General features: G+C 49.7%; 15 protein-coding genes. 4 read left to right on the top strand and 11 right to left on the bottom strand.

What is annotated here, in order from left to right:
• Window positions 1–77 precede the first annotated feature (77 nt).
• The 4 genes from ACS603_RS22495 to ACS603_RS22480 all read left to right on the top strand — a co-directional run bounded on the left by ACS603_RS22495 (window position 78) and on the right by ACS603_RS22480 (window position 3,843).
• Window positions 78–986: a helix-turn-helix transcriptional regulator gene (locus tag ACS603_RS22495; RefSeq protein WP_315687975.1), complete on the top strand. Its 909-nt coding sequence runs from the start codon at window positions 78–80 to the stop codon at window positions 984–986.
• Between the two features lie 3 nt (window positions 987–989).
• On the top strand, window positions 990–1,835 hold the full coding sequence (locus tag ACS603_RS22490) for a hypothetical protein (RefSeq protein WP_315687974.1): 846 nt from the start codon (window positions 990–992) through the stop codon (window positions 1,833–1,835).
• Window positions 1,836–1,843: 8 nt separating this feature from the next.
• Window positions 1,844–3,286: a hypothetical protein gene (locus tag ACS603_RS22485; RefSeq protein ID WP_474944958.1), complete on the top strand. Its 1,443-nt coding sequence runs from the start codon at window positions 1,844–1,846 to the stop codon at window positions 3,284–3,286.
• A 203-nt stretch (window positions 3,287–3,489) separates the two neighbouring features.
• The gene (locus ACS603_RS22480) at window positions 3,490–3,843 is read left to right on the top strand and encodes a hypothetical protein (protein ID WP_474944957.1); all 354 of its coding nucleotides are present in this window, start codon (window positions 3,490–3,492) and stop codon (window positions 3,841–3,843) included.
• Window positions 3,844–4,368: 525 nt separating this feature from the next.
• Here ACS603_RS22480 and ACS603_RS22475 read toward each other — a convergent pair.
• The 11 genes from ACS603_RS22475 to ACS603_RS22425 all read right to left on the bottom strand — a co-directional run bounded on the left by ACS603_RS22475 (window position 4,369) and on the right by ACS603_RS22425 (window position 12,305).
• Window positions 4,369–4,734: a TA system toxin CbtA family protein gene (locus tag ACS603_RS22475; protein WP_474944956.1), complete on the bottom strand. Its 366-nt coding sequence runs from the start codon at window positions 4,732–4,734 to the stop codon at window positions 4,369–4,371.
• Between the two features lie 20 nt (window positions 4,735–4,754).
• Complete coding sequence (locus ACS603_RS22470; protein ID WP_474944955.1) at window positions 4,755–5,096, bottom strand: type IV toxin-antitoxin system YeeU family antitoxin; 342 nt, start codon at window positions 5,094–5,096, stop codon at window positions 4,755–4,757.
• A gap of 10 nt (window positions 5,097–5,106) precedes the next feature.
• Window positions 5,107–5,649 carry a RadC family protein gene (radC, locus tag ACS603_RS22465; RefSeq protein ID WP_474944954.1) on the bottom strand — a complete coding sequence of 181 codons (543 nt, stop codon included), beginning with the start codon at window positions 5,647–5,649 and terminating at the stop codon, window positions 5,107–5,109.
• A 12-nt stretch (window positions 5,650–5,661) separates the two neighbouring features.
• Window positions 5,662–6,105 carry an antirestriction protein gene (locus tag ACS603_RS22460; protein WP_474944953.1) on the bottom strand — a complete coding sequence of 148 codons (444 nt, stop codon included), beginning with the start codon at window positions 6,103–6,105 and terminating at the stop codon, window positions 5,662–5,664.
• Window positions 6,106–6,135: 30 nt separating this feature from the next.
• Window positions 6,136–6,957 (bottom strand): DUF932 domain-containing protein, encoded by an 822-nt coding sequence (locus ACS603_RS22455; protein ID WP_474944952.1) that lies wholly within the window; start codon window positions 6,955–6,957, stop codon window positions 6,136–6,138.
• A 119-nt stretch (window positions 6,958–7,076) separates the two neighbouring features.
• Window positions 7,077–7,550 (bottom strand): hypothetical protein, encoded by a 474-nt coding sequence (locus ACS603_RS22450; protein WP_474944951.1) that lies wholly within the window; start codon window positions 7,548–7,550, stop codon window positions 7,077–7,079.
• A 71-nt stretch (window positions 7,551–7,621) separates the two neighbouring features.
• Window positions 7,622–8,074, bottom strand: a complete 453-nt coding sequence (locus tag ACS603_RS22445) for a hypothetical protein (RefSeq protein ID WP_474944950.1) — start codon at window positions 8,072–8,074, stop codon at window positions 7,622–7,624.
• A 35-nt stretch (window positions 8,075–8,109) separates the two neighbouring features.
• A complete protein-coding gene (locus ACS603_RS22440; RefSeq protein WP_474944949.1) occupies window positions 8,110–8,826 on the bottom strand; it encodes a helix-turn-helix transcriptional regulator in 717 nt (238 codons plus the stop codon).
• Between the two features lie 243 nt (window positions 8,827–9,069).
• Window positions 9,070–9,945, bottom strand: coding sequence for a GTPase family protein (locus ACS603_RS22435; RefSeq protein ID WP_474944948.1), 876 nt, complete (start codon window positions 9,943–9,945; stop codon window positions 9,070–9,072).
• A gap of 270 nt (window positions 9,946–10,215) precedes the next feature.
• Entirely contained in the window at window positions 10,216–11,004 is a 789-nt protein-coding gene (locus tag ACS603_RS22430) for an enhanced serine sensitivity protein SseB C-terminal domain-containing protein (protein ID WP_474944947.1), read from the bottom strand.
• A gap of 398 nt (window positions 11,005–11,402) precedes the next feature.
• Entirely contained in the window at window positions 11,403–12,305 is a 903-nt protein-coding gene (locus ACS603_RS22425; protein WP_474944946.1) for a hypothetical protein, read from the bottom strand.
• Window positions 12,306–12,307 lie beyond the last annotated feature (2 nt).

Genomic DNA, 12,307 nt, shown 5'->3' with positions numbered 1-12,307 from the left:
ACTCCGCCAGGTTCTTTCTGACATGACCTGTCAGGAAGCGACTGTAACCTTAAGGAAAAATTGTCAGGGGAGCACGCATGAGCGGACACGAGGTCATGGTCCAACGGATAACCGTCATTATTTCGGCGCTATATCAGTACGGTTATGTCTCACGCCAGAAATTGCTGGATGAATTTAATATCAGCGAGCGTACGCTGTATCGTGATCTTAATCGCCTGGGCGATCGAATCATTCATGATGGTAACGGTATTTACAGACTGTCCCCCGCGTATGCCAGGCCCCAGACCCTCAAAGAGTTGCAGAACCTTATCAGCCTGTTGGGCATGGAGGAGCTAATTCCTGCCAATAAGCTCATTCTCAAGCCTGATTTAACCTCACTCAGCATCCGTACTCTGCCCGGCGATCCCGACGCTAAACGTGCACTGGAAAATAATTTCAGTCTGTTTGATAAAGCCATTCGCCAGAACAGTATCTGCGAATTCCACTATAAAAATACGCTGCGCACCGTTGCCCCTTATCAGCTTATTAATATTAAAGGCGTGTGGTATCTCGGTGCTGTCGAGAACGGCAACGTGAAGGGATATCAGCTCAGTAAAATCCGCTGGCTGAATCTGCGATCTGAGCATTTCACCCCAGAGCCGCACATCGCGAAATATTTCGCCGAAGAAGATGACGTGTGGTTTTCCCTGGATAAGCAGACGGTGCAAATCAAAATTGCGGCAGAAGTCAGTTACTACTTCCAGCGCCGCAGCGTGCTGCCCGCGCAAAAAATCCTACGACAAGAACCGAACGGCGACGTGATTGTGCAGACCGAGATGGCGCATGAAAACCAGCTATTTCCGTTACTTCGATACTGGTTTCCGAATCTCACCATTATTTCTCCGGTTAGCCTGCAACACCATTTTATCCAGAAGCTGACTCAGCAAATGGCGGAAATGGGATCGCAGGGTAACGGGACACATTTAGACCACACAGAGCAGGAATAAATCATGTTACGCGGAACAGAAAGAAAAGAAGCATTAGAGAGCCTTTCCCGAGCCAGAACGCGTTATGAATCACAGGCAACGGATACCCAGACAGCTATCACCGACCTGTTTTTACTGCGCCAGAAGTGCAGCAAAGACCTGATTGCGCGTGGCGAGCACTTCGTTAACCGTCTGGCGAATACGCCAAAAGAGTTCGATAAATCCTGGAGCGAGCTGAAAGCGGAAATTGCCGAGTTCGACGATGTGGTCGAAAAGCTGGAAGAAGAGTATCGCGCCTCTCACGTGGGTAAAGGTACCGCCGCGGCGGGTGTTGCCGTGGGTGCAGGCGTCGCGGCGTTTGCCCCTACTGCGGCACTTGCGATTGCTACCACCTTCGGCACGGCCTCTACCGGAACGGCAATCGCCACCCTGAGCGGCGCTGCGGCAACCAATGCCGCCCTGGCCTGGCTGGGTGGCGGTGCGCTGGCAGCAGGCGGTGGCGGGATGTCTGCGGGAAGTGCGCTGCTGGCGCTCGCAGGCCCGGTTGGTTGGGGGATCGGTGCGGTGGGTATCGCGGGCGGCACCTTACTGGCACGTCGTAAAAACGGCAAAATCATCGACCAGGCTCAGACCGAAGAGCGTGAAGTGCGTTCGCAAACCTCAAAACTGCGCATCGTGGAACGCAGCGCCGAGGAGTTGAAAACGCTGACCTCTGAACATTATCAGGGCACTGAGGGTATCGTGGATGTACTGGAAAAGACCGCACCGCGCGATTACAGCCAGTTCAATACCCATCAGAAAGAGCAGCTGAGTGCATTGGTTAACCATATCAATGCCTTGTCAAAACTGATCAACAAGAAAATCCAGTGATGGACGGGATGAAAAGTCATACTCCGATGGGCGATCAGCTCATCGGCAGTGCGGTAAATGCCCTCAACCAGGCGCGTATTGACGATGAGACTTTAACGCTCTCTCAGCAGGATATTGCGTTTGAGCTGGCTCGTGAACAGATGCAGAAGGTGCGTGAATTTGTCGCCTCGCCGGGCAATATTCTCGGCAGCATGAGCACCAAACATGGCGAAATCGCCGAGCAGGTTGAGGTGGCCGTGCGCAATTCTGAGCAGGCTATTGAAGAGAGACTACAGGATGCCTCGACCTTTCGCGCCACGTTTGAGGGAGTGGGCCGCACCGCATCGCAAGATTATCTGATTGATGGCCTGGACGTTCAGTCCAAATTCATTAACGGCACCAACAATAACCTGGTGCATGTCCTGAAGCACATGGAAGCCTACCCCAATTTCGGCAAGGATGGGGCGTTCTACCATATTCCGAAAGATACCTGGCAGGAGATTCAGGACGTTCTCGACGGCAAACCCGTTGAAGGACTTAAATCGAGCACAATTGAGGCCATTAAAGCAAAAGTCGCTGAAATTGAAAGGCAAACGCAACGTCCTTTTGCCGACGTCGTGCGTCCGGGGGTCTCTGACTACAAGGATGTGCAGCTGGGTAAAATCGACGAGACGCTCGACAAGCACGATCAGGAGCTTGCCAGACAGAACGACACGAAACGCGCTGAGATCATCGATGATCATCAGCCTTCGCTGGCCGAAGGAATGCGCGCAACGGCGATGGGGGCCGCGGTGGGTGGCGCCTTTGCGCTAGGTACCGGGATATACCGCAAATACCGAGACGGCAAAAATATCTTCAGTGGCGACTTTGATGCCCAGGACTGGCAGGACGTTGGGCTGGATTCGTTGAAAGGTGCAGCTGTCGGTGGCGTATCCGCTGGGGCTATCTATACCCTGACCAACTACGCGTCGATGGGAGCGCCCTTTGCCAGCGCGCTGGTCACCGCGACCAAAGGTGTGGCAAGCCTTGCTCTCTCTTATCAGCGCGGGGAGATCGATCTTAATGAGTTCACCGACCTTGGGCTTATCGTCTGCGCGGAGTCGGCCATCGTCGGCGCCATGACCGTCGCGGGACAGGCGTTGATCCCTGTGCCGGTACTGGGAGCGCTTATTGGTTCGATTTCCGGGAAGTTTATGGTCACCGTGGCCAAAAGCCTGGACGGTAAAACGCGTCAGGCGTTGCAGGCTCGCATGGATGAGTTTGCCCGCCGGTTAAATGCTCTTGAACAACAGGTGCTTAACCGTATCTTGTCCGAATTTGCCGCCCTGGGTGAACTGACGGCGGCTGCCTTTAATGTCGAAAATAACCGTCAGTTGCTGGAAGCGAGCATCACGCTTGCACAAGCACATGGCGTTGAAGACGATAAAATCATTAAAAATGTGGATGATCTGGATGCGTTTATGACGGCGTGATGCCGGGATAAAGGTATTTGATCAAAATGCTGAAAAATTAAAACAGTGCCATTTGCAAAAATGGCGCTGTTTTATCTATATATTAATGGTGTTTCTTGTGAAAGTGTTATATGTAGACAGGCGTATTTTATCGCCATTAATTTTCAATCACCTGAAAGTACTATTTTCATCCGTGAATATTTTTATTACGGAGGCTGATTAAAATGGCAAATGAAAGAACAGCTCCAGAACAGATAACAAAGCAACTTAAAGTATGGTGGTGGGCATTCTGGTTTTGGAATATTACACACTATAGCCTTGGTTTATCAGCGAGTATCGGCTCAGCAGTGATTGCGCAAAATAGTCACGCTGGGTCTACAATGCTGCCTGTTTTCGTCGCTATTGCCACAGCCGTCATTACATTTATGAAATCAGGAACCAAGGGCAATGCATATATATCAGCATGGAGAAAGCTGAACGCAGCACGGATCCAGTATGAATTAGATCCTTTATACACGGAGGCGATGCTCGCAAAAGAGCATTCGAAATGCGAGGAAATCATTGGCAAAGCAGATTAGTGATTTTAGTTTATATGGATTTAGTTAATGGTAAATGGCGCTTTATATTAGCAAAGCCTTCAAGCTTTACATTCTCAAGCTAATCCAGTTTGGTATTCCGTCTCCGGCAGAGTAATGTCCCTGCGAATCCCAAAAGTTTATCTATTTATAAAAACGTAAATTTTATCGTCTTTTTATAAGAAAAGGATCGGTCTGAAACGTATATTTCTTTTTAAGCCTTTTAGTCCGGGCATGACTCAGAATGTCCAGAGTAGTAAAAATGGATGTCGGGAAGTGACAGCGCGTTGAGTATATTGGTGAGGGATGGCAAATGGAGGTTTTAGAGTGGTGCGATAATAGGAACACAACACAACCCATACAACCATTGATAAATATATATATTTTCTTGTTTCATCTTTATAAATGCCCCCTTTCGTGCCCCCACCTTGTTTTTCATGCAACTCGATGAGCCTTTCACCGAGTCTCCAATATCACCAATTTTTTCACAGACCGTGCAAATATTCTCGGCTCCTGAAGTCTTTCTCACTACCGCGATCGGCTAAGAACTATATTACTTACTTCCCGGTAAGAAAAACGAGTCATCAGTCCGCAAGCTCTTCTGGCATGAAGTATGTCTGTCACGGTCAAATATGATGCTTGCTCCTGTGAGGTAAAACCTTTGCGATCGATCCGAACCAACTCATATTTCTCCACCAAAAAGTTAACGGCATTAACCAGAGTGATACCGGCATCAATATGTTCCTTAATAACAGTTTCATCGCAGAACGGCGTGTCGTTAAGTGTCAGGCCATAATGCTGTTCCAGCAGGCGTGCAAGCAGCATTTGCCAGACTGCCACGGGCGACAGACATAGCGTCGCCGCCTGCGGAGTTGTTGCAGGCAGAGTTTTCATATTTGCTCTTGTGAAAGTAGTTAACGGTGAGTGGGGTAAACGGCGATGTATACGTAGCCGCAACTGCCAAGGGTATCGGCTTCGCAGGTGAAACCATTGTGGTACAGGGTGAAACAGTGGGCATGGCGAGAATTCATTTCATCAGTAGTTAGCATCGACTCCATCTGGCTGATAAAAAGTGGGAATACTTCATCCAACTTCAAAGATTCTGCATTATTGAATTCACCGGTAATGCTGGCCCGGTCAGCCAGATAGTGCAGCCGGTTTCCCTCCTGTACCAGACGAGCACCAAAGCAAGGCGTCACATTACGATTCAGACCCCACTTTAGAAATGAATCGTTCTCTGAGTCAGTAGATTTCATTGAAGTGCCCTCATATCCAGCCTCGCTCTGCAAACGACACAATTCCATCTGAACCGATAACCAGATGATCGAGTGTGTTCACATCAACCAGTGCCAGCGCTTCTTTAAGCCTGCCCGTAATGTTGCTGTCACATTGGCTGGGCTCCGGATCACCGGATGGATGGTTATGCGCCAACACAACGGCCGCAGCATTGAAACGAAGCGCTGATTTCACTACCTCACGGGGATGGACCTGCACATGGTTAATCGAACCGGCAAATAGCGTTTCACTCTCCAGTAAACGATGCTGGTTATCGAGATAGAGCACCATAAACACTTCCCGTTCTTGTCCTGCCAACTGTAACCGAAGCCAGTCACGGGCAGCAGTACTTGAGGTAAAGGCTATTCCAGGCTGGCGCAGATATTTATCCAGCAGGTTGATAGCCCGGCGGATGGTCCGTTGGGCATAGGGGGTTAATCCGGAGGTCGCAGGGAGCAAATAACCATGCGGGGCCATAATCGCCAGTGGAAAGAGTTCAGGCTGCGTTGACACCGGGGATAATGCGGTATTCATGTCAGGTATTCCTCAGTCGATGAGATGCATAATGGCGCTGCACTCTGGATGGTTCAGCGCGTAGTCGCGTAAGCGATAATAGTGCTCAGTCATCGCGTCACATTCGGTACGGCAGGCATGGTGGCTGTATGCCATCAGGCAGGAGACCATCCCTGCAGCTTCACTGGTAAGCTCTGCGCCATTGCCGTTCATGCTGTTGAACAATGTCCACTTCTCATCGTGATCTGACTCGGGAGCCATAAAAGCGCCGCCGTTGCTGAGCGTCGAAAAGTTCCAGATACCGCCGTGATAATCGATACACAGGCGGTCCATCCAGGCAAAGATTTGAGGCTCAAGCGTTATCCATTGCGGGATAGAGCCAAAGTGCTGCGGCCAGAAACCAATTCGTAACTCGTCAGGGACGACTGAGGCAGTAATTGCTGCCTGCTCAGCGAACTGAAGGTTTTGTGTATTCATTAAACTATCTCCTTATGCCGGAACTGTTGTTTAACGCCCGAAAAAATCGAGCATGTTTTCTGCCATTACCCACAGGGCGCGATTGAGCTTCACATCGCCATCAATACCGGTAACAGCACGGGTGCGGCTGCTTTTCCCCTGAGCTGTTCGCCCTGACAATCCGCCTTTCATCAGGTTCTCTTGTACGCGCTGGTATACGGTCCACAGGTCATCGCTGTAGTCCTCCCGGCGGCGAGGGGTCAGCAACTGCGATACCGTGACCGGCTGGTGCTCCTCACCAAATCGATACTTCAGTGCGGCATTTGCCAGTGCGTGACGGGCTGGTTCTGGCAGTGCCAGTGACTGCATTGCATCGCGCTTCTCCTCAACCCGGTCAAACACACCGAGCACTTCGTAAGCCCCTTCAATCACCTTCTCGACGACATTGCCTTTATGCGGTACTCGCACTTCGCCGAATGACTGGCCGCAGACCAGGCCGTTGGTACAGACGCCACGAAATAGCCCCGGCAGCATCTGGTAGCTTGATGAGCCGTCATGACTGTTAAGTAGAATGATTTCCGGTACCTGATGCCCGGTAAGTTGCCCGGCACGACGCAGGCGAAGCATGTGTTTGGTGTGCTCCCGCTTGCTCTGGTCGCGAACTTTTGTCTGGCAGGCAAAGAACGGCTCAAAGCCTTCACGCTGCAGGCTTTCCAGGATGGTGATGGTCGGGATGTAGGTATAACGGTCTGAACGAGATTCATGTTTGTCACTCCCGAACACGCTGGGGACATGACTCATCAGCTCTTCGTGGGTCAGAGGCCGGTCACGGCGTATCTGGTTTATACGACCAAAGCGGCTGGCTAATCGCATAGCTAACTCCTTATTTGATAATGAAATAAAAACAAAAAGGCCATGTTCCCGAAGGAACATGGCCTGTTGGCATCTGGTGTTGGTGTGTCGCGGGGTGGAGAGGTCTGAAATGTAAGTAACTAATCGCTGTAGTGTGTGGTCCGGCACTCACTGAGGTCAGACAGCTCTTTTTGCGTATTCTTCAGACCCGGACTGAAAGTGCCTACTTTTTTATCGCTGACATAAACATCGAAATCTGCTGCCTGCCCCAGTGTGTCAATAAATGACACCCAGGCATTATCGCCATTCCTCCAGCCGAGGGATGAAGGTAATGGGAACTGACTGTTATCCATGACGACCGTTATTTCCGTCCCGTCGTCATGAGAATCCAGCATCGTACCATTGGGCAGGGTTACTAATACGCCATGCTGCAGAATGTTCTGTTCATCGGGATTACCAGTACAGTTGAGGTTAAAAATCACCTTCTCAGGGCTACTGATAATGTATTCCGTCACGCCCATCCCAAAACCACTCGTCCACATATTGGGAATAGCCTGTGCTGTTGACACAGAAGCCAGCATAGCTAATGTAACTATTACGTAAGGCAGTCGCATAATATTGTCCTCAAATCATGTAATAAAGCTTTAGTTGTTTAAAACAATAAAGTAATGAAAAAACAGTTGAATTATTTTATTTGTTTGTAGCGAAACGCTTCTTTCCCGGCATAAATCCCTACGAGATCGTCATAACGAGGGTCCTTTTTATTCGGGCGGAACGTTACTTTCATATCGGAACTGCACATATCCTTCATGGTGAGATTGAATTCTTTACCTGGCGTAATGGTATACCCTGTTGCCACATCGTCTTTACTGGGAGTGATCCACCCCCAAATGCCGCCCGGACAATCTCTGGAAGGTTTCGAGCGAACAACAATAAACCATCCCATTGAATCCACTTCCGTCGCTGTACACAGTTTTCTGACCTGTCGGTGGGCATCACACCAGAATATATTCCCACTCTTATTATTCACTGCCGCAGGCAGGAACCCGCTATAAGGACGTGCTGCGTGAGCATTACCTGCGATAAGTAAGGGGAACAACATGATTGGCAATAAAGACAACAATTTCAGTTCTTTCATTAGATTAACCTTACATTCAGTTATGGAGACAATCTCTAATCAGTTTGTCCGGATTGCCCCCGACTATCTGATGGAGAAAATGAATTCAGCGACTGCTGAATAAAACGGAAATGAGGTAAGGCAGAGATAAAATGTTTGTCCTCCGACAGCTGATGGAGAAGCTCACTGCGAATAAATGTTTCACGGGATGGCCTTACGAGATGAATCTCATCCAGCCGGAAGACTCGTAATTGCCTGTTATGTTCAGCGACCAGATACCAGTAACCGTCCAGAGCAATTAAGCGGTAAGGTGCAACGGCCTCATGACGCTCCCCTTCAGTCAGAATGGTGATGCGCTGACATCCCGAAATAGCTCTGACCAGCCTGTAGAAGCAAAGCTTTCCTGCCGGGGGATGAGGTCTGCCCTGGTGCCATACCAGACAGGGTCGCTCATCACAGTCCAGCAGGCTGCTGACCAGTCGCCGGTCAAAGCCCGGGAAAACCCCGGCCAACCCCGTGCGGTGAGCAAAGGTCAGAATATCTATTTCCTGCCGCGTACTGTGAATATCTGAGCGCAGACTGCACTGCCCCTGGTAGTAATCCAGGTCGAGATACATCAGACGTTCCCGAAAGTCACGACGTAACGTGCGCTCTGACACCCCGAATTCAGTTGCCAGCTTGCGAATAAACAGCGTTTCACCGGACACCAGGCGGCTGATAATTAACGACAACCTGACGGCAAGCCGGTCATGTCGCCGCTCCTGAAGCGTCATGTAAGATTTCTCCTGAGCAGTTAACTCTCTGAATTAATGATGATTACTTTAAAGGAAGGGGTGGACAGGGTGTGGACAACATCGGAACTATTTTTTATGAGCAGTCAGGGCTTGTGGGCGCTCGTCTGGCAGATAATGAAACTTCGTCTGATTTAATTGTTGGTAAAACTCAGTGGACAGGACATGTCCAAAATCAACACATCATTAACAACCAGTTAATTATTCGCAGAGAAAATTGCGATATCAGAAGAATATCCAGTCCCAGACAGCCAGAGCGACCGACACCACCGCATCACGCACGCTACGAATCACAGTTTTCAATGGTGCAGACAGGAACGAAGATGATTCTGCGGTATCGAAAACCCGGCTCACAGCTTCACCGAAACTGTCACGGGCCTGCGACTTTACCGGCTCTGTGCAGAGTCTCCCTTGCAATTGTGTCACCACCGGGCTGGTGGCGCGGTCAGGCAGACAGCGCATCATGTTTACCACCATCTCCTCAATGCCCCATCCAGTGCTGGCGGACACCACACAGACCGGATGATGCGGTTTAAACATCGCCATAATCGCAGCCTGCTTCGCTTTAAGATTTCCCTGTTGGTGCGGTGAAGGTTTACTGGTGAGGGTATCCCATTCATGACAGGGTTCGATTTTGTCGGCCTGGTTAATCACAAACAGTACCTTTTGCCAATAAGGTTGCATCACACCGTGCCAGAACTGCTCGTCCACGGTCAGTGCCCGATCATCGGCCTTAATGACCCATAGCACCAGATCCAGCTCCGGCAGCATACGACGGTACAGGGCCCGGTACTCATGATCCCGCCGCCCGTTTTCACCTACCCCCGGTAAATCGACAACCACCAGACTGTGACGACCGCTACGCAACCGGAAGCGCAGTACGTCGCGAGTACAGGAGTTCACGTCACTCACCGGGGACACCTCACCCCGGAAAAGTTCGTTGCAAAGAGAGGATTTACCTGTACCACTTTTGCCCATGATGCCAATCACCGGCTCGTAATGGGTCAGGTTCTGGATACGTTCAAGAATAAGCTGGCGAAGCGTATGCGGAAGCGACGCGAGCGGTTGTTCAAGGGCCTGAAGGCCATCAGGTTTATTCATACAGTAGTCTCAGCGTGAAAAATAAAAAACCCCGAGTTCCAGTCAGGAAAGCGGGGATTCACGGAGATAATATCTATCTGAAATTATTTGGAATTTCAGATTAATACGTAAAGGAAGTTGTGCAGTCCAGGGCTGAAAGATGTCCGTTTAGTGCCAGGAGCGGAAGTTGCTAAATCAGTCTAAGTTAATAAACGGGGAACTAGTCAGAACGGCGAAATGATAACCCAAATCACCATTGCGGCAGGAAGGATCATTCTGGCGCGCCTGGCGTTAACGCTCAAACATGGCCAGCAGCCTTTGCTTAATACTGCGGACATAAAACGGCTTAAACTGCGTGGTGATATGCGATTCCAACCCGCCACTGTTCTGACCCAGGCGGAGCAAATCCACCGGTTGCCCGTCCGGCGACGCATCCCCTGCCACTAGGCCTGCACCTCGCATCACCTTTTCCACTTCGCCGGTCAGGTCCACGGCCACCAGGTAGTGAGGCCTTTCATCGACCGCGGGGTCGTGCATCAGCGCCAAGTAAGCGCGCCTGACCCCCGGGTATTTTGCAAAAAAGGCAGAGAGCTCTATCAGCATCCTGTCCGGCATCACCGCCGGCTCACCGAGGAATACCTTTGTTTTTTCCTCCACCACCCGGGACTGTGGCATTCGGCCGGTGCCTTCCGCCAGCAGCGATTCTATTTCCTCCGGCACGAACTCCTTGCCGTAGTCTGACCGGGGATTCAGGAACACCCCTTGCCCTTGCGTCATTTTGAAAAAATCTCCCGCCGGCAGTTTCAGGTATTTGCTTTCGACCTCGATGGCACGCTGCAGGGCAACAAGAGAGCTGAACACCGGGATAACTGTTGTGCCGTCCGGCTTTTCCCAGTGATGTATTGATATATGATCTCCCGCTTTCAGATCGACATGGTCATCAACGGCTTCCCCGCCGGAAGTTCCGAGGACATACAGCGATGAGGCCATCAGTGTCCGGTAAAACTCCGGCCGTTCTGCCGGATGGTCGGCCGCCCGTTGCAGGGCGGTTTCTAGTCTTGTTTCCTGTTCATCAGACATTCAGCTGTTACCTTCCGGAAGTGACGCGTAAACGGCAAAAATCTTCCGCAGGTGGAACTGTGTTAACAAAAACGTATTTCTGATGCATTCCTACTTCCCGGGGCAGATAACCACTTGTAAGATTTAACAATACACCAAAATAACTGAGATCTAGATAGTGTATCGCTACGACTTAGCTAGTCATTTGACTGCGATCAACTTCCGCTCCTCGCTCTCAGCGGACCTTTAGCTCAGTTAGCTTGTCCGCTTCGAGCCAGAAGTAAACGTTCTAATTTCCATACCTCGACTATGTGCTCTGTACATAACGGGACAAGAGAAAGGTAGCTATAGAACCTTGGTCGATTCAGATACATAACAATACAGAGAAATCAGATGAACAAACCACTGAGATCATAAAGCTATTTAGCGGATCGCCGATAAGATTTTGATGCCTGCCATGCATGTTTCATCTTCTCAATAAACTCCAGCTTCTCTTCAGGCTGGACATTCCACACATCTATAGCCGCAATAATCATGTCATAACGCATAGACGTGTTATATGGGCGAAGATAGCCTGCTATTCGTTTTTTTCCTTTAAGATAGTCCCAGAGATATACTAGCTGAGTTTCATCATCGCGGGACATCCAGTCAAAGTCTGTCAGAAAAAAATCGTATTGCTCAAGCCACCGATCATGCAGCTTTTTGAAATAAGAGATCTTATCTCCAAGGGAGCATGGAGCTTCATCAATGTACCTCATTATACCGTTGATCAGTTCACGCTCAGTTACCGGAGTGGGGTTGTACAGATAGGTACTTGCTCCCGCGTTCAGATAAAATCGAGAGAAAACACGTTTCGGTTTTTTCGAAGCTGTGGCCTGTGGATTGGTGATCAGGTCCCAATCGATATCGCCCAGGTCGATATTCAAATCAGGGAAATCAAGATTTGTGAAGATATTATTATCCATTAAAAGAGAATTAAAACTTCCTGAACAACCGACGTCATTCCCCAACCCACCAAGTGTCAGCCCTACAGGTAATACTGGGTATTCAAAAATATAATGGTGAGCAAACCACGATGCTCTTGGTGTACCTTTGAAACAATCAAAATAGTCTTTATCAATCAGTTGCAGGTCAGCCCATTCTTTAAGTGTTTTCCGCGCAACTTTGATTCTGTCCTGATCGCCAAGGAAATGCCGTTCAAGGATCTGAGAGATCAAACGTCGAAACTGATCCGGCGAATCATAAGTACTGCATAGTAACGAGTGATCTGAATCGAAAAACCTATCCAACATTTTTAGATACATTATCTCGTAACGGATCATAT

The organism is Enterobacter sp. Li2LvB3 (genome assembly GCF_056156645.1).
Note: the sequence above shows the minus strand (reverse complement) of the source record. Positions and strands in the feature narration are given on the sequence as shown.